This is a genomic window from Psychrobacter muriicola 2pS, assembly GCF_904846535.1.
In the GTDB taxonomy this organism is placed as follows: domain Bacteria; phylum Pseudomonadota; class Gammaproteobacteria; order Pseudomonadales; family Moraxellaceae; genus Psychrobacter; species Psychrobacter aquimaris.
In genome coordinates, this window is record NZ_CAJHBC010000003.1 from 285237 (window position 1) to 311231 (window position 25995).

The 25995-nt window shown below is 44.1% G+C and carries 24 protein-coding genes; 12 read left to right on the plus strand and 12 right to left on the minus strand.

The window, feature by feature from the left end; all coding sequences use genetic code 11:
- Positions 1 to 106 precede the first annotated feature (106 nt).
- The 3 genes from hglS to JMX93_RS05930 all read right to left on the minus strand — a co-directional run bounded on the left by hglS (position 107) and on the right by JMX93_RS05930 (position 4182).
- Positions 107 to 1507: a 2-oxoadipate dioxygenase/decarboxylase HglS gene (hglS, locus tag JMX93_RS05920; protein ID WP_499204288.1), complete on the minus strand. Its 1401-nt coding sequence runs from the start codon at positions 1505 to 1507 to the stop codon at positions 107 to 109.
- 175 nt (positions 1508 to 1682) lie between these two features.
- A complete protein-coding gene (locus JMX93_RS05925; protein ID WP_499204161.1) occupies positions 1683 to 2954 on the minus strand; it encodes a 2-aminoadipate transaminase in 1272 nt (423 codons plus the stop codon).
- Positions 2955 to 3234: 280 nt separating this feature from the next.
- On the minus strand, positions 3235 to 4182 hold the full coding sequence (locus JMX93_RS05930; RefSeq protein ID WP_193013321.1) for a LysR substrate-binding domain-containing protein: 948 nt from the start codon (positions 4180 to 4182) through the stop codon (positions 3235 to 3237).
- Positions 4183 to 4598: 416 nt separating this feature from the next.
- Between JMX93_RS05930 and JMX93_RS05935 the strand changes: the two genes are divergently transcribed.
- Entirely contained in the window at positions 4599 to 5798 is a 1200-nt protein-coding gene (locus JMX93_RS05935; RefSeq protein WP_499204162.1) for a sugar transporter, read from the plus strand.
- A gap of 103 nt (positions 5799 to 5901) precedes the next feature.
- On the opposite strand, the gene arfB is transcribed toward JMX93_RS05935, so the two are convergent.
- From arfB to JMX93_RS05965, 6 genes are all read right to left on the minus strand, one after another.
- Positions 5902 to 6315, minus strand: coding sequence for an alternative ribosome rescue aminoacyl-tRNA hydrolase ArfB (gene arfB, locus JMX93_RS05940; RefSeq protein WP_499204163.1), 414 nt, complete (start codon positions 6313 to 6315; stop codon positions 5902 to 5904).
- 65 nt (positions 6316 to 6380) lie between these two features.
- Positions 6381 to 7235, minus strand: coding sequence for an HpcH/HpaI aldolase/citrate lyase family protein (locus tag JMX93_RS05945; protein ID WP_499204164.1), 855 nt, complete (start codon positions 7233 to 7235; stop codon positions 6381 to 6383).
- 219 nt (positions 7236 to 7454) lie between these two features.
- Positions 7455 to 8216, minus strand: coding sequence for an SDR family oxidoreductase (locus tag JMX93_RS05950; RefSeq protein WP_499204165.1), 762 nt, complete (start codon positions 8214 to 8216; stop codon positions 7455 to 7457).
- Between the two features lie 51 nt (positions 8217 to 8267).
- A complete protein-coding gene (locus JMX93_RS05955) occupies positions 8268 to 9050 on the minus strand; it encodes an SDR family NAD(P)-dependent oxidoreductase (protein WP_499204166.1) in 783 nt (260 codons plus the stop codon).
- Positions 9051 to 9053: 3 nt separating this feature from the next.
- On the minus strand, positions 9054 to 10061 hold the full coding sequence (locus tag JMX93_RS05960; protein ID WP_499204167.1) for an NADP-dependent oxidoreductase: 1008 nt from the start codon (positions 10059 to 10061) through the stop codon (positions 9054 to 9056).
- Positions 10062 to 10083: 22 nt separating this feature from the next.
- Positions 10084 to 11904 (minus strand): acyl-CoA dehydrogenase family protein, encoded by a 1821-nt coding sequence (locus JMX93_RS05965; RefSeq protein ID WP_499204168.1) that lies wholly within the window; start codon positions 11902 to 11904, stop codon positions 10084 to 10086.
- Positions 11905 to 12177: 273 nt separating this feature from the next.
- Here JMX93_RS05965 and JMX93_RS05970 point away from each other — a divergent pair, with 273 nt between their 5' ends.
- Entirely contained in the window at positions 12178 to 13176 is a 999-nt protein-coding gene (locus JMX93_RS05970) for a GlxA family transcriptional regulator (protein ID WP_499204169.1), read from the plus strand.
- Between the two features lie 26 nt (positions 13177 to 13202).
- Here JMX93_RS05970 and JMX93_RS05975 read toward each other — a convergent pair whose 3' ends face one another.
- Complete coding sequence (locus JMX93_RS05975) at positions 13203 to 14480, minus strand: LD-carboxypeptidase (protein ID WP_499204170.1); 1278 nt, start codon at positions 14478 to 14480, stop codon at positions 13203 to 13205.
- Between the two features lie 245 nt (positions 14481 to 14725).
- Between JMX93_RS05975 and JMX93_RS05980 the strand changes: the two genes are divergently transcribed.
- Entirely contained in the window at positions 14726 to 15136 is a 411-nt protein-coding gene (locus tag JMX93_RS05980) for a YkvA family protein (RefSeq protein ID WP_193010928.1), read from the plus strand.
- Between the two features lie 107 nt (positions 15137 to 15243).
- On the opposite strand, the gene JMX93_RS05985 is transcribed toward JMX93_RS05980, so the two are convergent.
- Complete coding sequence (locus JMX93_RS05985; RefSeq protein ID WP_499204171.1) at positions 15244 to 15549, minus strand: hypothetical protein; 306 nt, start codon at positions 15547 to 15549, stop codon at positions 15244 to 15246.
- A 92-nt stretch (positions 15550 to 15641) separates the two neighbouring features.
- Positions 15642 to 16196, minus strand: coding sequence for a hypothetical protein (locus JMX93_RS05990; RefSeq protein WP_499204172.1), 555 nt, complete (start codon positions 16194 to 16196; stop codon positions 15642 to 15644).
- Between the two features lie 324 nt (positions 16197 to 16520).
- Here JMX93_RS05990 and dnaQ point away from each other — a divergent pair, with 324 nt between their 5' ends.
- The 9 genes from dnaQ (at position 16521) to JMX93_RS06035 (ending at position 25915) form a co-directional block, all read left to right on the plus strand.
- Positions 16521 to 18137, plus strand: coding sequence for a DNA polymerase III subunit epsilon (gene dnaQ, locus JMX93_RS05995; protein ID WP_499204173.1), 1617 nt, complete (start codon positions 16521 to 16523; stop codon positions 18135 to 18137).
- A gap of 160 nt (positions 18138 to 18297) precedes the next feature.
- Positions 18298 to 19980 carry a hypothetical protein gene (locus JMX93_RS06000; protein WP_499204174.1) on the plus strand — a complete coding sequence of 561 codons (1683 nt, stop codon included), beginning with the start codon at positions 18298 to 18300 and terminating at the stop codon, positions 19978 to 19980.
- A 141-nt stretch (positions 19981 to 20121) separates the two neighbouring features.
- A complete protein-coding gene (gene nudC / locus JMX93_RS06005; protein ID WP_499204175.1) occupies positions 20122 to 21111 on the plus strand; it encodes an NAD(+) diphosphatase in 990 nt (329 codons plus the stop codon).
- A gap of 105 nt (positions 21112 to 21216) precedes the next feature.
- A complete protein-coding gene (locus tag JMX93_RS06010; protein WP_499204176.1) occupies positions 21217 to 22065 on the plus strand; it encodes an RnfABCDGE type electron transport complex subunit B in 849 nt (282 codons plus the stop codon).
- Between the two features lie 111 nt (positions 22066 to 22176).
- The gene (nth, locus tag JMX93_RS06015) at positions 22177 to 22872 is read left to right on the plus strand and encodes an endonuclease III (RefSeq protein ID WP_193010922.1); all 696 of its coding nucleotides are present in this window, start codon (positions 22177 to 22179) and stop codon (positions 22870 to 22872) included.
- A 140-nt stretch (positions 22873 to 23012) separates the two neighbouring features.
- Entirely contained in the window at positions 23013 to 23609 is a 597-nt protein-coding gene (locus JMX93_RS06020; RefSeq protein ID WP_499204177.1) for a DJ-1/PfpI family protein, read from the plus strand.
- Positions 23610 to 23771: 162 nt separating this feature from the next.
- Entirely contained in the window at positions 23772 to 24938 is a 1167-nt protein-coding gene (gene metK / locus JMX93_RS06025) for a methionine adenosyltransferase (RefSeq protein WP_193010920.1), read from the plus strand.
- A 72-nt stretch (positions 24939 to 25010) separates the two neighbouring features.
- Positions 25011 to 25370, plus strand: coding sequence for a DUF3144 domain-containing protein (locus tag JMX93_RS06030; protein WP_193010919.1), 360 nt, complete (start codon positions 25011 to 25013; stop codon positions 25368 to 25370).
- A gap of 212 nt (positions 25371 to 25582) precedes the next feature.
- Complete coding sequence (locus tag JMX93_RS06035) at positions 25583 to 25915, plus strand: hypothetical protein (protein WP_443541001.1); 333 nt, start codon at positions 25583 to 25585, stop codon at positions 25913 to 25915.
- The last annotated feature ends 80 nt before the right edge of the window (positions 25916 to 25995 follow it).

Sequence of the window (25995 nt, forward strand, 5' to 3'; positions counted from 1 at the left end):
TTGCTGCCTACTAAGTTGCAAAATAATAAATTTCTTGCAGTCATTCCTTTTTGGAATGACGTGGTAATAGGTCAGCTATCATCTGGCTATCTACAGCTTAACTTTACTAAATATTGGAGGTAGACAAGCAGTGCTCAAGGCTTTGCATCTGCATCGCTTCATACAATGCCATCTCATCATAAATAGCAGTGCCTAAATCACGTTCAAACTCTTGTTGGCTTGAGCGACCGTCATAGTGACTTGGCTGTGCCTCTTGCAGATTCGATTGAAAGATACCGGCAGCGCTGACAGGCAAGAAATCCTCATAAACGATGGGTTCAATGCGAAGTACTTCGTCATGAATCAGAGCAGTCAGCTTAGCATTAGGCAGTTTATTCAAATCATCACGGGTTAAGGTGGTGGCTAACAACGCTTGACCGTCTTCAGAATCAAGAGTGCCATCCGTCAGCTGATAATAAAAATACGCCAGCCCCTCATCGTGTAGAGACTGATAATCATCAGGAAAAGCCGTAAATACCTCGGCTAAAATTTGATTGTATTGAGCCGTGTTGTCCTCATTTGGGGTAGCACCAAGCTGGCGGCGAGCTTCGCTCAGCAATTCATCATAAAGCACCCTGCCCTTTTGCGTTAACGCCACACCGCGTTGTTCAATCTCTCCAAAGCGAGCGGTATGATGCCCTTGCTCATAGTCCTCTTTGGCACCATCTGAAGTATCGGCAACTTTAAAACCAACCGCTTCTTGTAGCGCTTTAAAACTGGTTTGCCTTAATAAGATAGGACAAGCTCTATGCGGTGGCCCTTCGATGATGGCTTTTGATGGTATGCCTCTTGCTTGCATTCCTTGTTGCACCGCATCAATATCTAAGGTTCGAGGTGTTAAATGATTGATATGCGGGCCCTTAAAGCCGACCACATCAGCGACCAGCGGATGCTGATTTAATAGACGCTGATAGAGTGCTTTTGCCACCGGTGTTTTATCATGCCAGCGAAATGTCTCTAGCGCTTCTTGCACAAACTGCTGTGCTTGCTCAGTAGTCAAACCACCTTGCGCCTCAAAATTCTCAATAAGCTCAATAGCCCCAGCCGTGAAAATCTGACGCTGCGCCAGTGTGGCCATGGCTTCTTGTTTTAAAATTTCATCAGTAATCAAATCTAAACGCAATAACGAAGTAAATACGCGAAAAGGGCTTTTATGCAATGAATGCGAGTCAAGCGCGCGAAAGGCAGTTGAATGTACGGGTACGCCAGCAGACGCTAAATCGTAGTAGCCAACAGGGTACATACCCATCACTGCAAAAAGCCGACGCATCATACTTAATTCTGCTGCGGTACCTAGCCTGATTGCTCCGTGGCGCTCCATACTTAGACGCTCAATCTCGCCCGTATGTAGCAGTTGTGATTTGACATCGGGATGTGTGGTTAATACCTCGGCATTGACATTACTGACCAAATCGATCAAGTCGCCGTACAGCGGCACCTCGTTTTGATACATGGCTGACATAGCCATAGAAAAATGATGGCGGATATCATCACTACAGATAAAATTCTCATCTAGACTGACGCTATTATTTTTCACAAAAAAACATCCTTTTAATAAAGTTAATAAATTTTTAAGCAATTAATATTTGATTTCGAGCATTTAGTTATGGCGATGCACTATAAACCCTAAACATTTCTAAGCATTAAGCGACCGGCAATCCATCAGGAAGTGCGATGAGCACCTCTTTCAGAATATCCAATCCTTCTTTTAAGGTGTCAGGCTCTATGGTGAGTGGAGGCAACAAACGAATGATGTGGCGATATTGTCCACTTGGCATCAGCAATAGACCACGTTCGCGCGCTTTGGCTAATACTTGTGCCATCACACTTGAATGCACATCATGCTCAGGATGACGCAGCTCGATACCGCGCATGGCACCGATACCGGTAAGACCAAATAACCAAGGCGAGATACCTTCTTGCTGCCATTGGCTGATAGTCGCCTCAATCGTCTGGGCATAATGCTTAGCTGACTGCCAAACGTCATCAGCTTGCATGATATCAAGCGTGGCATTGGCGGCGGCGCAAGCAACTGGATTGCCCGAATATGTACCACCCAAGCTGCCTTTAGGTAGACCATTGACCACACTAGCCTTGCCTATGACCGCGCCTAAGGGCAAGCCGCCTGCGATACTTTTGCCAAGTAAGATAAGATCAGGCTCAACTCCTAAATGGGTAAAAGCAAACGGCGTACCAGTACGACCATAGCCGGATTGGATTTCGTCCATGATGAGTAACATCCCATGCTCATCACAAAACTGGCGTAGATATTGCGCAAAGGTGGGCGACAATAATTGAAAACCGCCTTCCCCTTGTACGGGTTCGACGATAATGGCACCGATATTGTCGATATCGGTTTCTACCATAAACAACCGCTGTAGCGCGTCAATCGCTTGCTCGTCGCTGATATTGTTATCAGGGCTGGGAAAAGGAATGTGATAAACACCGCTGGCCAGTGTACCAAGGCCGCGCTTATAAGGGGCGACCTTACCATTGAGATTGACGGCAGCCAGTGTGCGTCCGTGAAAGCCGCCATCAAACGCAATGACACCCGTGCGACCTGTTTTCATGCGGGCTATCTTTATGGCGTTTTCGGTCGCTTCTGCACCGCAGTTGGTGAGCATGCCTGCCAGCTCGCCGCTGATGGGCACAAACTCACACAATCGAAGCATAAAGGTTTGATACGGCTGATGCGCTGCCGCATTGTAAGCATAATGAATCAGTGACTGGGTTTGATGAATGATGGCGTTAACGATGTGAGGGTGGCAGTGACCAAAATTCAAAACACCAATACCGCCAACAAAATCTATATAGCTGTGGTTATTGTCGTCCCAAACTCTGGCATTTTTGCCTTTGATGAGCGTGAGCGGATGCACCATCGTAAAGGCATCCGTCACGTTATAAAACTTGTCCATGATAAGTCTCTATCTCTTCCTTGAGTTAGACTCATTTCAACAAAACATCACTTAGGCAGCAAACGAATAATAGTTGTGGTGGCATTCCTTTTTGTCATTACCAGTAAATTAATTTTCTAAACGAATCCTTTAAAAACAAAAAAAACTGCGTATGAAGGCAGTTTTTGAGGTTTGCTTAGCTTGTTAGATTCTCACAACAAATCACTTTGCAGGATAAAAATAACAAGACCCATGCTATAGAGAAATGCTTTAAGTTATAAAGAAACACGATAGAGGGATATTATAAAACCAACCCTAACGCCTTTTCACGCTCATCTGAGATTGCCAAATAAGCAGTAATCCATTCTAAAACTGCTTTCACCTTATGCGATTGCCCCGAAGAAACAGGATAAGTCACATAATAGCTGCCGCGACCCTTTGCCGCATAATCCCACGCCATGACTAAAGCGCCTGATTGTAGTTCGGGTTCCACCAAACGTAACGGCACCAAGGCAATACCATAGCCAAGTAAGGCAGCAGAAATGCAGGCATGGAAGGTCTCAAAACGCGGGCCCACAAACGTGCCATCGACGCTAACATCTTGTTGTTTGAAATACTCATACCATGCACTTAGGCGCGAGCTTATTTGCAATAATACATAGTCATTTAAACACTCGGTACTCGGTGTTTTATCTTGCAAATACTGCGGCTGACAGACCGCAACACAGTATTCATCGAACAACTTTACGGCCTCCATGTTACCCCACATGCCATCGCCATATAAAAAAGCAATATCGACATTTTGGTCTTCAGAAAAAAACGGCCCCGCCAGCTCTTTAATATCCAAGTTAATAAGGGGATATTCTTGACTAAAGCCACTGAGTGCTGGAATCAACCAACGAGCACAAAATGTCGGATGCGAGACTATTTTTAGCAGCTCGGTATTACTGCTATGCGACATTAAGTTGGTGGTCGCCACCTCAATATGTTTTAAAATCTCTAAGACTTCAAGATAATATGTTTTACCAGCAGGGGTCAGTGAAATCCGATGCGGCGTGCGATAAAACAAAGAAAGGTTTAACATCTCCTCTAACTGCGCCACTTGCTTACTGATGGCGCTTTGAGTCATGTGCATCTCGTGCGCGGCATTGGTAAAACTCAAATGACGAGCAGCGGTCTCAAAACATTGCAGTGCCGTTGTTGAAGGATATCTTCTAAAAGCTAATGGTTTATTGGTGTCTGTTTTCATAGATTGTTTTTCTTTTATCCTATCTCAGTAAAATATCAATAAATATTTGAACTTACGCTATCAAGCATCCCTAGCCGATGGGGTCATCATACCCATATTCAAGCTTAAATAGCGATCTCTCACTATAAGTGCTATGTAACTGGCACTGATGCCATCATTAGGCTTATTTGAGCATTTATTTGACAATTCATTTAATTATTTAGTTGTTAGTTTTAAAGACTCTCCTACAAAAACAACATCGATTGCTGATAAAATACAGCTGTCTAATGATAGGCTCTGACATACTGCGATTGATTTGCTATCTTGCCCTCCTTCTCTTCATCATTACGACCTATTTCCGCCATTATTCTTAAGTTAATGAATTATTTTTAAGCTAATTTTTACTATTAGCGCCTTCTTTATTTGTATTGGATCATATGAAACATAACCTTGAGGTGAGCTCAAACGCTCGCCGAACTCAGTATTTCCAAGTATTTTTGATGGGCGTCAGCGCCTTTATTATGAATACCACCGAATTTGTCCCCGTTGCCCTATTAAGTGACATCGCCCAAGACTTTTCTATCACCACGGCTGAGACTGGCTGGATGTTGACACTGTATGCGTGGATTGTCGCGGCTATGTCATTGCCGTTAATGCTGCTCACCAGTCGTTTTGAGCGTAAAAGCTTGCTCTTGGGCTTGTTTGTGGTTTTTATTGCCAGCCACGTATTGTCAGTATTCGCATGGAGCTTTGATGTATTACTGATTAGTCGCGTGGGCATTGCGCTTTCGCATGCGATATTTTGGTCGATTACGGCAGCGATTGCGATACGTGTAGCACCGGAAGGCAAAAAAGCACTGGCACTTAGTGTACTTGCGACCGGTACTTCATTAGCGATGGTATTGGGTGTACCGTTAGGGCGCTTAATCGGTCAATGGTTTGGCTGGCGGGCGACATTTGGCGGTATCGGTGTGATTGCTTTTATCGTATTTATCCTACAAGCAAGGCTATTGCCAACGTTGCCGAGTATGTTTGAAGGCTCGTTTAGAAAGATTCCAGAACTGCTCAAAAACCCTTTATTGGTTTGTTTGTATCTGCTTATTTTACTGGTTTTTACCGCCCACTATACCGCTTACTCGTATATCGAGCCTTTTATGCGGCAGGTTGGCGCTATTAGTGAAAACGCCGCAACTGTCGTCTTGCTATTGTTTGGAGTGGCAGGGATTGCGGGCAGTGTGATATTCAGTCGCTGGGGTGATCGTTTTAATACCAGATTGATGCTGATATCGACGATATTGATGCTACTCTCTATGCTCGTGCTACTGTTTGCCGTCACCTCTATCTGGGCGCTAAGCTTGATTGCATTACTGTGGGGCGCGGCGCTTATGCTGCTGATTATCTCTATGCAAGCCAAAGTCATCATGGTTGATGTCACGGCGCAAGACATGCTGATGTCAATGTTCTCAGGTATTATTAATTTAGGCATTGGTGCAGGTGCGCTGTTCGGTGGTTATGCAGTGACGCATATATCCATATCGAGCGTGGGCTATGTCGGCGCGGCTATCGCAAGTGTGGCGCTGATATTGATGCTGTTTATGATAAAGCGCTTTCCTGAATTAAGCAGAAGGCTTGGATAGCTAAAAACCTGATAGTAAGTAAGCCTATAAAAAATGCCAGCCACTTAGATGGGCTGGCATTTTGCTGTTTGGTTCATTTAAAAATAGAAAATAAGTAGCCTATTTAAAAATCTACCTTACCACGTAAGGCTTTGGTTTTGCCGCGCTGAGTTTTCTGATCCACTCGTTTGCGTTTGGCATTTCTGCTAGGTTTAGTGGGCCGTCTGGTTTTATTGACATGAGTGGCTTTTGTGATAAAGCTTTGCAGTCGCTCAATCGCATCTATTTTATTGCGCTCTTGCGTGCGAAACTGCTGTGCTTTGATGACGAGCACGCCTTCTTTAGTTATACGGCTGTCCTTGCTGTCTAGTAATCGCTGTTTGTACTCGTCACTCAGGCTTGAAGTATGAATGGCAAAACGTAGATGGATAGCAGAAGATACTTTATTGACATTCTGCCCGCCTGCGCCTTGCGCGCGCATGGCGCTGATCTCCACTTCATTATCATTGAGGCTGATATGGTTGTTGATAAAAATCATAGTATGCTTTTATAGAGTTAGTTAGATTTATGATAGCTCATGATAAAGCATTATAGATTTGTCTGCTACTTTGCCAAGAGTTGACGGCTTCGCTCAATCACTGGCGCATCGACCATTTCACCATCTATTTTAAACACTGCTTGTCCGCTCCGCTCGTATTCCTCTACCACACGCCGAGCAAACGACAATGCTTCGTCGGTCGGTTGTAACGCTTGTTGGACGATCGCTACTTGCTTTGGATGAATACAAAGCATTCCTGACATGCCCATTTGTGACCACAGCTGTACTCGATTAGCTAGCCCTACTTCATCATTGAAATCAGGATAAATGGTATCGATAGACGGCGACAACTGATGTACTTTTGAAGTCAGAATAAACTGATAGCGAATCTTATTGGCAACTATCTCCGCTGATGGCGTCCCTACTTGTACTTGCAGATCATTGCACAGATCCAAAAACCCATAGCTAAACGCGACCAACCCAACTGCTTTTGCCATCTCATCAATTTGATACAATCCAATAGCGCTCTCTATTAGCGCAATGATAGGTAGATTGGTAAGCTGATGTACGCTTTCAATATCAGCTACTTGCTCAGCCTTAGCCAATAACACGCCAGCCAAGCTAGGCATTTTCTGACAGAGCACGATGTCTTTGAAAAATTCTTCGCTGCCGGCTTTATTGATACGTAGCCAAATGGGCTGATAAGTTTGTTTTTCATTCTGATCATCATAGTATTTTTTTAAAGCTTTTCGAGCCTCCGCTTTGTCTTTTTTGGCAACGGCATCTTCTAAATCTACGATGACTGCATCTGCACCACTGGCAAAGGCTTTTTCTATCCTGTCGACTCGCGTCGCTGGCACAAATAGCCATGTTTTATTGTGAGCAATGCTATTTATTTTATGATTAGTCAATGAGTCCACGATTCACTCCTTTTAATTATTTGGACTTATTATGCCACGTTGCAGCCTGTTCTTGCTTCCCACTAGCAGCCAATTCAATGGCAAAGTACGCAGAATAGCTATGCACTTCATTAAAAATAAAATCAAAAAAACCGCATGAAATTTACTCTCATGCGGTTTTCAATAGTAACTCTTATTTTGCGAATCACTTTCTATAAATTGTTTTTATAGATGAACCGATTAAGCCAGCATACCACCATCGACAACGATAGTCGCGCCTGTGGTATAGCTTGATGCATCGGACACCAGATATAATACAGTACCTGCCATCTCATCAGGCTCTGCCACCCGTCCTAGCGGAATCGAATGTAGTGCCATTTTTAAGACTTTATCATTGGTAGTCAATGCAGAGGCAAACTTGGTATCAGTCAAGCCTGGTAATAACGCATTCACACGGATATTAAGTGGACCACACTCTTTAGCAAACGCTTTCGTCATACTAATGACTGCCGCTTTGGTGATTGAGTAGATACCTTGCTTGTCACCTGCTACTAATCCGTTGACCGAAGCTGTATTTAAGATAACACCGCCGCCTTGTTCTTTCATCATCTTGCCAGCAGCGGTCGACATAAAGAAGTAACCACGAATGTTTACCTCCACCGTTTTATCAAAAGCGGCTAAGTCTGTGTCTAATATATGACCGTAATACGGGTTGGCTGCAGCGTTATTGACCAAGATATCAATTTGACCAAACTCACTTTTGATATGTTCAAAAATCGCGTCAATTTGTTCCATGTCGCCCACATGACAAGCAAATGCACTGGCCTTGTGACCGTCAGCTTTGATGCTATCTGCGACTGCTTGGCAAGCATCAATTTTGCGGCTAGAGACAATCACGTGTGCGCCCCTTGAAGCCAGCAAACGGGAAATAGACTCACCAATACCGCGACTGGCACCTGTCACTAGCGCAATTTTACCCGTTAAATCAAATAAATCCTTCATCGTTATTCCTTATATTTTTGCACACTATATACGTAAGCGTAAAAGTCAATCTTATGCCAACATGCCACCATCCAGGGTAAATGCATGACCATTCATAAAGCTACTCTCGTCGCTAGCTAACCATGCAATCGCTGCAGACACCTCATCCACCTCTCCCAAACGGCGCAGTGGGCTGGCCTTAACGGTTGCTTGCTGCGCACGTTCATTCATCATTGCCATGGTATTACGCACCATTGGCGTATCAATGAAGCTCGGACATACCGCATTAAAACGGATATTGGCGCGCGCATATTCATGGGCCGCAGATTTGGTCAGCCCCATCACCCCATGTTTAGCGGCACTATAGGCTGAGATCATAGGTGCGGAACGCAGGCCTGCAATAGATGCCACGTTAATCACATGACCACCGCCATTCGGTATCATACAATTGACAGCGGCACGCATACAGTGCCAGACCCCTTTTAAGTTCACAGCGACATTACGGTCAAAGTCATCATCACTTAGCTCATGCATAGGCGAGGGTTTATGGTCGATACCTGCGTTGTTTACCACCACATCTAGGCCACCTAATGTCTCCATCGCAAAGTCGAACAACGCACGTACCTCATCACCGCTGGTCACATCTACCTTTCTAAAAGTGATGCTGTTGCCTGCATCTTGACCTTGCTGGGCAACAGACTCACCCATTTCTTCTGCCATATCACCGATCACGACTTTAGCGCCGCGACTGGCCAATAGCAATGCGCTTGCAGCACCAATGCCTGATGCGCCACCAGTGATCAAAATACGCTTACCCGTTACATCTGATGCAATTCCGTTTGTATTCAGTGTCATGATTTATCCCTCTACCTTAAGTACCAGTTTGCCGAAGTTCTCACCTTTAAAGAGCATCATAAGCGTTTCAGGGAACGTCTCGATACCCTCAACGATATGATCTTTTACTTTGATATCGCCTGACTGAATCCAGCCAGCAATCTCTTTCATGGCGATTGGATATTCTTTGATATTATCGAACACCACGATGCCTTCCATGCGAGCACGATTGACCAATAGCGATAAATAGTTCGATGGGCCTTTTACCGCTGTCGTGTTGTTATACTGGCTAATAGCACCGCAAATAACGATGCGTGCACGTAGATTAATTTGAGTCAGCACGTCATTTAAAATATCACCGCCAACGTTGTCAAAATAGACATCGACCCCATTTGGACAGGTTTTCTTTAGGGCTTTTTTCACGTCTTCGTTTTTATAGTCTATCGTTGCATCAAACCCAAGCTCGTCGACTAAGAACTTACATTTCTCAGCACCACCTGCGATACCGACGACTCGGCAGCCTTTGATTTTAGCGATTTGACCGACCAAACTACCAACGGCACCCGCAGCGCCTGATACCACGACTGTCTCGCCTGCTTTTGGTTGACCTGTTTTTAATAGACCAAAATAGCCTGTCATGCCCGGCATCCCAAGTACGCCCAAATAGTAAGACAATGGTGCTAAGTTTGGATCGACTTTATGTAGACCTGTACCATCACTGACAGCATATGACTGCACGCCATTATGACCTGCAACATAGTCACCGACAGCAAATTTTTCATGCTTACTTTCAATCACTTCACCCACCGTACCAGCGCGCATGACGTCACCAATTTGTACTGGTGCGATATAAGATTTGGCATCGTTTAACCAACCACGCATCGCAGGATCGATAGAGATATAATCAATTCTAATCAGCAACTGACCATCGGTGATAGTCGGTAATTCTGTCTCAGTATAATCCCAAGTTTCAGCACTTGGTTCGCCGACTGGTCTTGCTTTTAGTCGCCACTGCTTATTTATTGTTGTCATTACTCTTTCCTTAGAGTTGTTCTTAAAACCAGTCCGCTTGCATATCAGTACAAACAGCATTGGTGTTGGTTAAAATTGCTATATCACGGTTGATCAACGGTAGTTCCCAATCAATGAAATATTTGGCCGCTTGTATCTTACCTTTGTAGAAGTTCTGTTTATCAGAATCTTGCGTGGTGCTGCCCTGCTCTGCAATTAATAGTTGCTCGGCTTTACTGGCTTGGCGAATCCAAATCCAACTCAGCACGATTGAGGCAAAAATATTCATTAGCGCTTGGGCGTTACCTGTGAGCGTAATTGCCTCTTCTGTCTGCAACACTTTGCTCAAATGCACCAATACTTCATGCAAATGACCCATATAAGGTGTTAATTTACCCGCGAGTGCAGCAGTCTCAGGCGTAGTGATACTTTCTAGATCTTGCGTAATTTCACGTTTTAGAATCTGAATACCAAGACCACCTTTTTGCCATAACTTTCGGAATGACAAATCTAATGCCTGTACGCCGTTTGTGCCTTCATGAATAGGATTCAGACGATTGTCACGCCAAAACTGTTCGGCATGATATTCACGTGTATAACCAGCACCACCCAATACTTGAATACCCAAATCATTGGCTTTTGGCCCATATTCAGACGGCCATGCTTTTAGTACTGGCGTCAGCAAATCCAATAGTTCGGTCAGCTCGTTTTTTAGGGTTTCGTCTTCACAGGTATTGATACGGTCAATTAGGTTTGAGCCGTATAAGCACAATGAAATACCGCCCTCAGAATAGGCTTTTTGTGCCAACAGCATACGCTTGACATCACCGTGCTGAATAATAGCCGTTGCATCATCTTCAGGCTTGTTGTTTGGTGCGATTCGACCTTGTGTACGGTCTTTTGCGTAATCGAGCGAATACTGATAACCGCGATAGCCAATCATTGCAGCGCCAAATCCCACCGCAATGCGTGCCTCATTCATCATTTTGAACATATAACGCAGACCAAAATGCTCATCACCGATCAGGTAACCGTAGCATTCGCCCGCATCACCGAAGCTCAATGCCGTCGAGGTCGCCCCTCGATAGCCCAGCTTATGAATCAGACCTGTCAAATGCACGTCATTGCGCTCGCCTACAGACATATCATCGTTCAAGCGATACTTAGGTACGGCAAATAAAGAGATGCCTTTTACCCCACTAGGGCCACCGGGAATCTTGGCCAATACCAAATGGACAATATTTTCAGATAGCTCATGATCCCCTGCTGAGATATAAATCTTGCTGCCTTTGACGCGATAGGAACCATCGTCTTGTTTAACTGCGGTGGTTTTGATGTCGGCAAGTGACGAGCCAGCGTGTGGCTCTGTCAGTGCCATGGTTCCAGTAAACTCACCTGTTAGCATACGCGGCATAAAGGCGGCTTTGATATCCTCACTGGCAAAATGTGAGATAACATTAATTGCAGCAGTGGTCAAAAATGGATAGGCCGTCGTTGATGGGTTGGCTGCCATAAAATAGCCTGCCACAGCTGTCATCACCGTTTCGGGCAGTTGCATGCCGCCATCTTCAAAACTATAACGGCCAGCGATAAAGCCCGACTCGCGAAACGCATCAAAAGCGACTTTGACATCGCTTATCATGCTGACTTTTTTGCCATCGAACTGCGGTTCATTCTTGTCTGCCAAGTGATTGTGCGGCAAAAATAAATCCGTCGCGATCTTATTTGCGGTATCTAATACCGCATCAAAGGTCTCACGGCTGTGCTCTGAAAACTTCGAGTGCTCAGTGAGGGTTTCTGTTCCCAATACATCGTAAAGCTGGAACGGTAATTCAAAGTCGTTGATCAGGGTATCTGCTGCCATAGTCGTCTCTTTTAGTAAAGTTCAAATATCGTAAGTCATGAAAATCCGTTTATCTTACTGCCATCTGTAATGACTCTATCTCTTCTATTTACTGCATCGTTGAGTAATGCAAAACAAAGGTCATAAATGCTTATCAATTGATATTAATCTAATTTAGCGCTTTGCCGTATTGTCATTTATGACATATTCATGGTCAAATGAGACAAAAATTTAAGAAAAATTCATTAAGAACACCCTATTTTTAACAAGCGCACCTAAAGACACGAGAGACTTATGCCTTATTTCAAACCGTTCAAAGTAATCATTCTTGGCTTCGATGGTGTGCTAGGTAGTGTGCTCGCTGGTGCATTAGACCTATTTTCATTCACAGGGGTGAGCTGGCAGCGATTTTTAGATGAAGACGTAGAGCCTAGATTTAAGGTACAGATCGCAAGCTTGGGTGGCGGTGCTATCAGATGTAGCAATCGCTTAATGGTTAATGCCCATTGTGATATCCGAGACGTGACAGAGTGCGACTTGTTACTGGTGCCAACCATTGGCGATTCCATTGATAAGGTGCTCAGGCAAAATAGTGAGCTACTCCCGCATCTAAAACGACTGGCCAATACCAACGCTGATATTGCGAGCAACTGTAGCGGGGCTTTTTTCTTGGCGGAAGCAGGATTATTAGACAATAAAATAGCCACAACCCACTGGGGCTATGCCAATAAGTTTAAGGCAGACTTTCCACTGGTGGACTTACAAGAGAACCAGTTTGTTACCCAATCGGATAACATATTTTGTGCGGCAGGCGGCAGTGCCTTTTATGACTTAGGATTGTTACTAATAGAGCGCTACTGCGGACGGGAGATCTCTACACAAGTGGCAAAAACTCAGATTATTGACAGCAAGCGAGGCAATCAGAATAGCTATACCAACGTGACTTTGCACAAGCCGCATTCCGATCAGTTGGTCAAACAAGTCCAAGAATTCATTGAGCAAAACTTCCAGCAGCCCATTCAAGTCAGTAGCTTGGCTGCCATGGCAAATATCACTCCACGCACCTTGAATAGGCGCTTTCAAGCCAGTGTGGCGATGCGACCAGTTGAGTATATTCAGGCCGTCAGAATTGAGCAAGCCAAACGCTTACTCGAGTTGGGTAATGTGACCATCAAATCGCTTGCCGATCAAGTCGGCTATGAGGACATCTCTTCATTCACGCGCTTGTTCAAACGTGCGACAGAATTGACACCCAAAGAGTATCAAGACAAATTTTCGCGGCTAGCGATTTAGTAACGGCAATCATTAGTGCTTAGCATTTAAGCAGTCTGCCATAAACCTTCTACATTGATAGCATCAGCCTTGATGGTTGGATAATCGGTAAATGACAATTGATAGCCGCTCACTGTATTAGGAATCAGCTGGCAAGTCGCCCCAAGCGGAAAGCTGTGTTTTTTCCCGATATGACCAAAACGCATGCCACTATAAATCGGTAACCCTGTCAGCTTATGCAATTGATGAATCACCGTGGCGACATCATAACGCTTGTCGTAGCTATCTTCGCCTGTACTGGACAACGCGCCAAACACAATTGCTTGTTGATCTTTGAACACACCTGCCAGATACAAGTCATACAGCATGCGCTCAATGCGATACGTTTGCTCGCCCACATCTTCTAAAAACACGATACCGTCATCAATACGTGGTAAGTACTCACTACCTGCCAGCGCCGATACGACGCTTAAGTTACCGCCCCAAATAGTACCAGTTAATACTTTGGGTTCACCCGTTGTCAGTATGGTAGGCAGTTGCTGACTGGTTAAAGCTGCATCTCGTATGGTGATAGTGAGGTTAGGATTGCTCAAGGCCTCAGCAAATTGCCGACAACTGACTTGATCGGGTGCTGTTTTGCCAAACTCACTATAGAGCATCGGTGCTGCAAGTGAGCTCATCGACCCTTTCGCCAGTAGCGCACATTGAATAGCGGTCACATCACTGAACCCTGCGAGTATCGTGCCGCGCTCCTTCATAATCCGTCCTAGCGTTGTCCAGTCAACCATGGGTAATATACGCATAGCGCCATAGCCACCGCGCACGCCTAATAGCAGTTTTGGGGCGGCTATCGCACCAGTAGCGAGGTTTTGTAAATCACTGGCTCGCTGCGAATCAGTACCTGCAAAACGTAAATACTGCCGCGTGGTAATCGTAGGATTATCGACTTTAAAACCAGCACAAACCATGCGATCCAATGCTAATTGATTGCGCTCGTTGCTACCACCGACATTGGAACTGGCAAAAAGCCGCGTCTCAATCGTTGGCGTTATACAACTTGTCTGTGTTGGAAGCGTTTGTGATGATGAGCGCTCATCCAATAAAGAAGTTGGCAGATCATCCTTGGTAAGTTGCGTACTATTATTTTTCTCAATGACATCGGAGGCCAGCGACTGAGTCATATTTTGGGTTATTAATAACCCTGCCCCTGCGCTGAGACCTACTAGACGTAAAAACTGGCGACGATTCAAGCCAGCTGCCGTTTCAATCGCTGTATGACCATTTTTATTTTTATCATCTGTTAATAACTGACTCTTGGAAACCATCTCTCGCTGCCACCTTATCGTTTTTATTTTGATATATTTTTAACCCATCTTTATCTTTGCAATCTGCTTGCTTAAACATCACAGCAGCATATTGTAGACGTTTTTTTGGCCATGATAGTTGCCCAACCCTTGCCTATATTTAATTTTTCGCTATGGTACATAGCAAAAACCTAGCCGTATTGGCACATCCCGCGACTTTGTTGTAGTATGAGAATACCGATTTCGGTTAAATAAGGATAATAATAATGGCTGAGAAAACGACTGATAAACAGAAAAAAGATGACATATTGGACACCGATTTAGAGTACCTCATCAACGAAGAAGAAAAACTGCAAGAAAAGCTAAAAGATAGCAGCCATCTTGAGCGTTTTGCCAAAGATTTGATGCTATTCATGAGCTTGATTAAAGATTATTATCAAGGAAACTATCGCGATATTCCCTACAAGACCATTTCAGCGGGCGTGGTTGGACTGCTTTATACTCTCAACCCGATTGATATCATTCCCGACTTCATTCCCTTTATCGGTCATATTGACGATGCACTAGTGCTAACCTTTTGCTTGAAGTTGGTCGAAAAAGATTTGCAAAAATATCAAACTTGGAAGAAAAGACAAGCAGCTGCTAAAACCGCTACTAACTTGAAGAAAAACACGTAGTCTTGTGCAAGCTATCATACTGAAATGATCATTCTAAAAAGCCACGACTGATAATCAATGTATAAGCCGTGGCTTTTTTATTCACTAATAGCAACTATCTACGTGCGTTAATCTGGAACATCATAACGCGCTTTTTCTGGATTGAGACCGAACGAATAAACAAAGGTTGCAACGATGCTATTGATGATAATAAAAGGCAAATCGATAGCAGCATGTCCGAGTAAATAACGCCCAATCAGCCACGAGACAATCAGCATGATAATAAAGAAACCACCCAAGTAAGCTAAGATGGCGGGATGCTTAAGATTATAAGGCTGCTCAGGTTCAGGCTTATTATCCAGTACATAGGTTCTGACGGCCCAGCCTGCTGCATAAGAAAATCCGCCCAATACCACATAACTAAAAAAATTCATATTGCTTAACTCTAATGGCATGTCTGTTTATGGCAAAATACTGTTTAGAAAAATACTATCGATCATAAATACTGTTTATGAGCCATGCTTATTTAGATGCTCTCATTAACATTATCAATCACAATATTGGCATGCGGATTGGCTAAAATATCGGTATTAACATCATCACACTCGACACGATAGATGGTATTTGCACCGCGATAAATATAGGATAAATATTCACTGTCTAATAATGGATCGATATTGGCATAGACAGGCTTAACATGAGCCAGTACTAGCACTCGATCAGGACGCCCAATGACTGCATCAACATTGTCAGGGTCAATAGAGAAAAACTGCGGTATATCGCTATTTTCAATCACTTCTAGCGGCTCAGGATCATCCCAAACACGCTTTGCACTTGCTGGCTCTTTCATTTGCATGACCCATGCACCATCTTTTTGACTGACTTTTATTTGGGCAGGCTCATCATGGCTGACAGTGTAGCAACCTTCAAATATTGATAAATCTGCTGCCGTCTCAACCTTGTTGGTATCGGCTTGAGTATTGCTATCATTACAAGCACTCAAAAACAGCGCACTACTCGCCGTTATAGCAACCATAAAAGGAGTCAATTTTTTATAAAAAACGTTTGAGCGTAAGGACATAATAGGGTTATCCTGCATTCGAGCGTATTGAATACTCACAAGTTGATTATTCACAAATAGGCACTGATGATTGAGTAAGCGAACAAAGATTTTCGCTATATAAATAGACGCTTTATCACAATCTAGCTTATTTTAACAGAAAATGGCAGGGTTACTATTATGATCTGTGCTTTTGCGACTTTGTGCATTACGATTGCCCACATCAACGATAGATTTGTTATACTCATTCTCAAAATATAAAGGGAGAGCCAGTGTAAAAAACAACGCTAGCAAAATCTCTCTAACTCTCCTTAAGTTTATCAATTTTCAGGTCAATAATTTTTTATGTCAGACAATCGCACCTCAGCGCAGCAATTCACCACCAATAACGCGATGAATCCGTTGGCCGCCAAATCAGAAACCACCGTGGCCTATACAGATGGTGCCTGTAAAGGCAATCCGGGCGCTGGTGGCTGGGGCGCACATCTCATTTTTAGCGATGGCCGTACACAAGATTTGTACGGCGGTGATAAAGAGACGACCAATAATCGCATGGAATTAATGGGTGCGATACAAGCATTAACCCATAGCCCGCATGAGCACAACCTCGAGATTTGGACAGACTCAAGCTATGTCAAAAAAGGCATTACCGAATGGATAGAGGGTTGGAAAAAAAGAGGCTGGAAAACGGCAAGTAAGAAACCCGTCGCCAATCAAGACCTTTGGCAACAATTAGATAAGCTATGCCAGCAGCGCGATGTTGATTGGCATTGGGTAAAAGGTCACGCAGGACATGCGGGCAATGAAAAAGCGGACGAGCTGGCAAACTTGGGCGTGACGTCCAGCAGTGAAGAATTATCGACCATAGAATCGCAAGACACAGCTAAAAAAAAAGGGCAAATAATGCCTAATACAGCTCAAAATGCTTCTCACGATGATTGGCTAAGTTTCGACCCACTGGGTCTGGATATGACAGATGATGAGCTTGACGAAGATGTCATAGACAGTGATAACGATACAAACTTAGCAGATGACATGATGAATAAAGAGGCTGTAATAGAAGCCGATCGTTATCAGCATAATGCTAGCAAACTAATGAGTAAAATAGAGATGCCAGAAGCCCAAACGTCCATGACTGAAGCAACGATAAATGACCATGTACCCGCTACCGTTACTGGCATAGAAGAAGCCGATACACCAAAATTCGACGGCGACACCAGCCGTGCCAATCCGCATTTCATACCGCTGCTGCCCAAACCTATCCATCGGCATGAGTCTGATCGCCAGCTCATTATGGATACTGAAACCACAGGTCTTGATCCGCTAAAAGGCGATCGTATTATCGAAGTCGGTATCGTAGAGATGGTCGGGCGTAAATTTACGGGCGAAAAACTCCACGTTTATATCAACCCACAGCGCGGCATGGATGATGAAGTCATTCGCATTCATGGTATTTCTGAGGCATTTTTGACCGACAAGCCAACCTTTGATCAAGTCGCTCAGTCGCTCTATGATTTTATGGACGGCGCAGAAATCATCGCTCACAACGCCACCTTTGATATGAACTTCTTAAATATGGAGTTTGCCAAAGTTGGTATGAATGACTTTGCTGAGCGCGTACAAGTGACAGACTCGCTGGTCATGGCAAAGCAGCAGTACCCTGGGCAAAAAAACACCCTAGATGCTTTAGTACGTCGCCTAGATGTGGGCAAGCAAGACCGTACTTTTCACGGGGCCTTACTTGATTCAGAGATTTTAGCCGAAGTTTATCTGGCGATGACTGGCGGGCAAGTGACACTTGCCATCGAAGAAGATACGCAAACAGACGGTGGACAGACAGCCCATGCCAGCTTTGCCAACTTAGCGTCTTTATTGCTAGAGTCATCGATAGATGAAAATACCAATCAAAAATGGTATGCATCGCTCGCAGAAGCGTATCCTGAGCTAAAAGCCAATATGTAGTCGCCATTTAAGCTGGTGATATCAACCTTTGTACAATAACATTTGTATAATATAGGCTTAATTATTGTTATATTAAGCGTTAAAACATCACCAGCAAGTGCTTTTTCGATCATCATTTAAACCCTCGCCATTATCATCAGTACATTATGGAAAAACACCTATGAACCAGTCTGCGCAAATGAAGTTAACGGCCCCAACGCTGAGTGTTACTGATTTCAACCTACCATCGTTACATTTGTTGCATGATGAGGTCATCGTAACCTTAAAAGATACTGAGATTCATCTGAGTGAATTTAATGATGATAATAGTCAAGCTCCTTTATTATTAGATTCTATCACTGTGCTAAAGCAGCTGTCTTGTATCTTTGAGCTGATATCTTTAGTTGGTGCAGAGGCTTTGAGTACCGCTATTGTCAATGGTTTACAGCGCCTATATGATAATGGCGATAATAATGATACCAGCTTGATTATGGACTTATCAGAAGCCATTATGACACTGGATCGCTATATCGAGTTTGTACTTTTGACAGAGTCGATAGAGCCAACGTTGTTACTGCCTGTCATCAATAAACTTAATGCTCACGGGCAAGAAACCCCTATCACAGCAGACTATTTTTCGGCTTTTGGTAGCAGTAGTGTCATCATTGCCAACCCTGAACAGAACTTCCAACCACTTAACGAGCTTAACCTAGACACTGAACTACTAACTTATGCTTATCGTAGTGGTCTTGGAGTCGCTCTGCTTAATCAAGATGGTAACGTTAGCCCAGACGATCAGCAGAAACTTGACGCCATGAGTGCAGCGTGTGCTTTGATAGCATCAAACACCAGCAGTCTATTCTGGCAAGCAGCTACTGCAGCTGTCACGGATATTGCCACGATATTACCGTTAAACCTGAGCCAAAAACACACACTGATTTATTTAGAGCAGCAGTTTCAAAGCTACTTGCCTGTGATGGACAAACGGTTTGCTGATTTGGTCAGTTTTGCTTGCCAGCGTGACAGTGATGCGGCGCAACGACTGCGTGAACAATACGCCAGCAACCAATTAGAAGGCTCGCAACTTGAGCAAATGAAGCGTTTCTTATTCGGTCCTAATCGTGCACTGACCGATACGCTGAACACCATCATTCAGACCCAAATCAATACCATCAAAGAAAATGTGGATAGCTACGCACGCGGTGATTCATTAAATCCTGTCGATATGCAAACGGCACAGATTATCGAAGAGCTAACAGAATTGAGCTCAGCGTTACGCTTGCTTGGTTTATCAAATGCAGCCAATAGTCTCAGCGTAGCAGCAGAAGCTGTTAGTCATTGGCAAACGCCCTCGCCTGACGATTTTGATCACTTGCTGCTGGCATTGATGCATGCGGAAAACGCCACCATTGCAATGGCAGAAATGCACACACCAGGGGCAATCTATTTGCCCCTGAATAACCCGCATATCTCTTTACATCAGCTCAATACGGCTAATGATACTTTGATACAAGAAAGTCGTTCCGCTATTGCCAGCGCAGAACAAGCCATTAACGATTATTTGGCTGAGCCAGAGCGCGATATGCTCAATATCCAGAATATACCTGAGATGATGCGTCAGGTAGCAGGGGCTGTACGCTTCTTACAGCTACCAACACCTGCAAGCATGCTCAGTCAATTGGCCAACTATCTTCAGCAGCGTATCGAATGTGGACAACGTATTGAAGACAGTACGCTCGCTTGTATCGCTGACGTCATTATGGCCGTCGATCATCATCTAGATGGTTTTGAGCATAATCGTCCGGTCAGCAAACAAGCGCTAGATGTAGGGCAGCAGAGCTTGAGTCATCTACTCGCAGCCTAATTTCTATCTTGCTTAAGCAGTAAAACGATATATTTGTGGTCGCTGCTCTGCTGCCACAAATACTTATTTATACACTTCAATTTAAAGAAGTCTGTATCAACACTGATGCGTACTTACCTTAATCGGTTTGGAATTTTATCTATGACCAGTGCTTTTATATTTAGTGATGACACTGTTTTATGCCGCCAGCTACCTAATGGATGGTGGCCGGTGCAGCTTGAATTACCACCGTCCGCTACACATTCAGACGAGGAAACCCAGCTTGCTTACCGAGTTGGTCATGTCACGCTACTCGAAAGCCTAGCACCGCGTCACTGGTCGTCTGATATTAATCCTACTAACGCGAGTGTAGATGCTCTGAAGTATGCCGACACTCTAGAAAGTGCCGACGGCTTGATTAACACTGCCCACACCTTTACTGCGCAAGCGGCTAGCGCCATTACTTATGACTATGCAATTGCACATCATATTGCATTGCCTATCATCGCTGAGGCCAGCGGCAATGCTTTTGTTCCTTACCGCCAGCTGATTACTCAGTTGCCCGTGGCTTTGTCCGATCAGCTTAGCCAAGCAATACAGTTATTGCGCTGGCAAACAGATACGCAGTTTTGTAGTCGCTGCGCTGCCCGAACCATTCATGCCAAACGAGATGAGCGTGCCATGGTCTGTCCAGTATGCCGATTGCGCCAATACCCACGTGTACAGCCCTGCGTCATCACGGCTATCACTCGACCGAATCCGCAAACTGGTGAAATGCAGATTTTGCTAGCCCATCATCATCGTTATGGACAGCAAAAAACCCCTTCACAAGCACTACAGTATGGTTTGATTGCAGGTTTTGTAGAAGTGGGTGAAAGTTTAGAACACGCGGTTGTGCGTGAAGTGGCAGAAGAGGTGAATATCAGCCTATCAGATATTCGGTACGTCAGCAGTCAGCCTTGGCCGTTTCCCTCTAATTTAATGCTGGGCTTTCGAGCTTCTTATGCAGGTGGTGAACTTATCATTCAAGAAGATGAGCTATCGCATGCGGATTTTTTTGATCTATCAAATTTGCCAAAAATACCTTCAAAAGGTAGCATTGCTTACGAGCTAATTGCACAAATTGCCAATGAGCAAGGTCTATCACTTTAATCTATAATATCAATGCAGCATTCAGCATTTACCAATATCGTTATTATCCTATTATTCTAATGTCAGCGCTAAGCGCTTAGCACTGATATGAAGGTTTTAAAGCATATGCAAAGCACCACTAGTAAAAATAGCACCCACATCCGTCTCACCAATTTGCCAATCTTGTTCGACACTTTGGATATAGAGCGCTTACCTGCGGATATACAAGCGAAAATCTCACATATTGATGCTTGTCTACCGCAAACACAATGTGGGCTTTGCGAGCACCCAGACGGCTGCTTGCCCTATGCCGCTGCTATCGTGCTAGAGAATGAACCATACAATAAATGTGTACCCGGTGGTCAACCCGTTACCAATGCCATCGCTCAAATTATCGATATTGGTAGTCATGAAGTGATACTGAGCGCTGCGCCTTCTCAGTGGCCAATAGATGCTACCTCTGAACGTCCGACCGAGGTACGTGCTGTTATCCGTGAAGATGACTGTATCGGCTGTACCAAATGTATCCCCGCCTGTCCAGTCGATGCTATTGTCGGTACTGGTAAGCACATGCATACTATCTTTACGGATTTATGCACGGGCTGCGAGCTTTGTATTGCACCTTGCCCAGTCGACTGCATCGATTTGGTCACTATTGAACGGGAGCTTTCTAGCTCTGAACGTACCACAGAGCAAGAAGATTTAAGACAGCGTTATCATACTCATTTAAGACGCGTCACCGAGCAGCTGGCTGATAGTAGCAACAGCAGACCTGTGGTCAGCATGGTCGAAGCAAAACTGAATAATGCCGCTAGTCAATCGTTGAACATCAGCGAAGCACAAGCAAAAAACACCATCGCCGCAGCGAAGCTTCGTAGTAAAATTAAAAAGCTAGAAAAGCAGCTAAGTGTCCGTGCAAATGAAAGCAAACAAGTAAAGCTTGACGCGTTACAAATGGAGTTAAGTCAGCTTTAACAGCGTAATTATCATTTGTTAGACAGTCTACCTAGCATCGCTAAAATGCATTTATTCCGATATCTTGTATCAATTATCACTTATCAATAGCCAAAAAATAGTAAGAATACCATGAGTAAAACCGTCAAACACAAAACTGCTGATACTCCGCCATCGAGGCGAATGCCCAATCGTGATGTGCGTCCATTTTTTGAAAAACTGGCAGCGACGATTGATGAGCCGGTTACGGAATTGAATTATAAAAGTAATTTTGAGCTACTGATCGCGGTAATCTTGTCTGCGCAGGCGACGGATGTGAGCGTCAATATCGCCACCCAGCAACTATATCCCGTAGCAAATACGCCCGAAGCAATCTTGGCATTGGGTGAAGACGGTCTAAAATCTTATATCAAAAATATTGGCCTATATAATGCCAAAGCCAAAAATGTCATCAAAACTTGCCGAGATTTGATTGAGAAATTTGACAGCACCGTCCCTGATAACCGCACAGACTTAGAGTCTCTCGCGGGCGTTGGGCGTAAAACCGCCAATGTGGTCTTAAATACTGCCTTTGGTCAGCCAACCATGGCAGTCGACACTCATATCTTTCGGGTGGGTAATCGTACGGGACTGGCCACTGGAAAAAATGTCTTGATCGTTGAAAACAAGCTGGTCGAGCGTATCCCAGAAGATTTTATCGTGGATGCGCATCATTATCTTATTTTACACGGGCGCTATACCTGCCAAGCTCGTACACCCAAATGCGGTGCTTGTCCTGTTTATGACGAATGTATGTTTAAAGACAAAGCCAAGTTCTTGGAGCTATAGTTTTTAGAACTATAACCACTCTATTTATAAAAGACTTTATGGATCTACTTTATATGAATAAAGACCTAATCTCGTGGTTACAAGATGCAATAGACGCCCTCTTACCTTTGTAAACGTTATTTTAAAAATCAGGAAGCCAGATGCATACGCTGACCGCGCTATTATTCGATAATTTTGAGACTTTAGATCTATTTGGACCTATCGAGATGTTTGGTTGCTTGCCTGAGCATTATCGTCTGCAATTTGCCTCTTTAAGCGGTGGAATCATTCATAGTAAGCATGGCGTTGCAATGCAAACAATCGCTGTCAGCGAGTTGGATCATCAGACTGATATCTTGTTGATGGTTGGCGGCATGGGTACTCGCCAGCAAATCAATCACAGATCATTTTTGCAGACGCTGACAACCTTGGCTGGCAATGCTAATTGGGTACTTAGCGTTTGTACAGGTAGCGCATTATTAGCTAAGGCTGGCGTCTTAGATGGCAAGCGTGCAACGTCTAATAAACTGTCATGGCAGTGGGTGATAGCACAATCTGACAAAGTCCATTGGGCTGAGCAAGCACGCTGGGTTGTCGATGGCAAATTTTATACATCCTCAGGTGTCAGTGCAGGTATGGACATGGCGCTTGGCTTTATCGCTGACAGACATGACATCGATACGGCACGTCAGATTGCCAACTATACTGAATATCGCTGGCAAGAAAATAGTGAGATTGATGACTTTTACCACGGTTAATCCATGTCTAGTTACCGCTTAGTATTATCCATCGCTAGAGTTTTACCTCGATACACGGTAAAATGTGCTAATTTTTTTATTCGTTTTCGCCTTTTATTTTTATATACATTTAATAATGACTGAGTTCATAGACTACAGTCCCTGCAATTAAGCGATCCCATTATGCGTGAATACAACTTATTTACCTCAGAATCTGTGAGCGAAGGTCATCCTGATAAAATGGCTGACCAAATATCAGATGCCATCCTTGACGCTATCTTACGTGAAGATTTGCATGCACGCGTGGCATGCGAAACCTTGGTTAAGACAGGTGCTGTGATACTAGCAGGCGAAGTCACCACGACGGCAAATATCGATGTTGAGCGTATCGTGCGTGATACCGTAAACGGTATTGGTTACCACCATTCAGACTTAGGCTTTGATGGCGAAACATGCGCGGTCATCAACATGCTCGGCAAACAATCTCCTGAAATCGCTCAAGGTGTCGATCGTAGCGACCCTGAAGAGCAAGGCGCAGGTGACCAAGGTCTCATGTTTGGCTATGCCAGTAATGAAACTGAAGTATTGATGCCTGCCCCTATCGAATTTGCTCATCGCTTGATGGAACGCCAATCTGAGCTGCGCCGCGCAGGTGAGCTACCTTGGTTACGTCCAGATGCCAAAGCGCAAGTGACTTTAAAATACGATGGTAGCAAGCCTGTTGCCATTGATGCTGTGGTGTTATCAACGCAACATGATCCAAGTATCTCGCAAAAAGATTTGCAAGAAGCGATAATGGAATCTATCATCAAACAAGTATTACCAGCTGATTTACTGCATGCTGGTACGCGCTATCATATCAACCCAACGGGTAAGTTTGTGATTGGCGGTCCTGTTGGTGATGCAGGATTGACAGGTCGTAAAATTATTGTTGATACGTATGGCGGTATGGCGCGTCATGGCGGCGGTGCATTCAGTGGTAAAGATCCATCAAAAGTAGATCGCAGTGCTGCGTATGCCGTGCGTTATGTGGCTAAAAATATCGTCGCTGCAGGACTTGCTGAGCGCTGTGAAATACAGGTCAGCTATGCTATTGGTGTCGCTGAGCCAACATCTATCTCTGTAAATACTTTTGGTACGAATAAAATCAGTAATGATGAAATTATCCGTCTGATTCGCACCCATTTTGATCTGCGCCCTTACGGCATTACCCGTATGCTAAATTTATTACAGCCAATGTATCAGCAAACGGCGACTTTTGGTCATTTTGGTCGTCCCGGCTCTGAAACTGCCTTTACGTGGGAAAAAACAGATAAAGCTGAGATCTTAAAAGCAGACGCTGGTTTGTAAAAATATCAGGTTGCACCCCTTACAAACCATCTTTATAAATTTAAAATTACCGACACTTATTAGGAGTCACTTATGTCTCAAGACAACAACACTCAAGACAACAATGTTGACGCTAACATTGAGATTACCCCTGAAATGCAGGCATTTTATCAACGTGCTGATGCCATCATTGGTGTCGCAAACAGTCAATTAGGGCCTGAGGCTCATTCAGGACAAGTAGGCGCTTCTTTATTATATGCAGCCGCACGCTATAGCGCGTCTGTCGCTTCTATCGGTTTCGTCAAAGGCGATGACTTTGCCAAAGAAAAAGATGATATCGTAGAGTTTTATGTCAAACAGTATCGCCAAATGCTGAGCGATAACTTGACTGATTATGCGCAGAACTTTGATAAATATGTTCAGCTTAATCAAGATGACAAAGCAGCCAAATAGTTCTATTGCCTTTAGCTAGCATGTCTAAAACTGATAGTAGTAACTCAAACCCAAGCTTAATCATAGGCTTGGGTTTTTTATTAACCATGATTTAGTAGATGACTGCTGATAAATAGGCTACTATCAATTAGAGTCGCCTTGTTCATCACATGGTTGCAACCGGCTATCGATAACAGGGATTTACCGAACACTATTTATAAGGACATATGATTATGAACCACTTATTCAAATCATGGCGATCATGCCTGTCGTTAGTAGGGTTATCAGTAACTATTGCCTTGACTGGCTGTAATAATATCCAAAGCATCGATACGCCTGACACCGCCCCTATTCATACCACTGGGCACAGCCAACAGAACAGCGACAACCCTTTTATCAAGTGTCCATCTTACAATCCTGAGCAAACGATGTGCACTGCCCAATATGACCCTGTTTGTGTCAAAGTAAAAACCAACTCAGGATTTAGTTATCGCACTGCGGGCAACTCATGTTCGGCATGTGGCACAACGGCGGCAGTGGGTTATGTCAAAGGACAGTGCTCATAACCTTGCTTCTTAATCCCCTTGCTTCATAACTTTGTGTAAATGCTCTATATAAAACTAAAAAAGACAGCCAAATCATATAA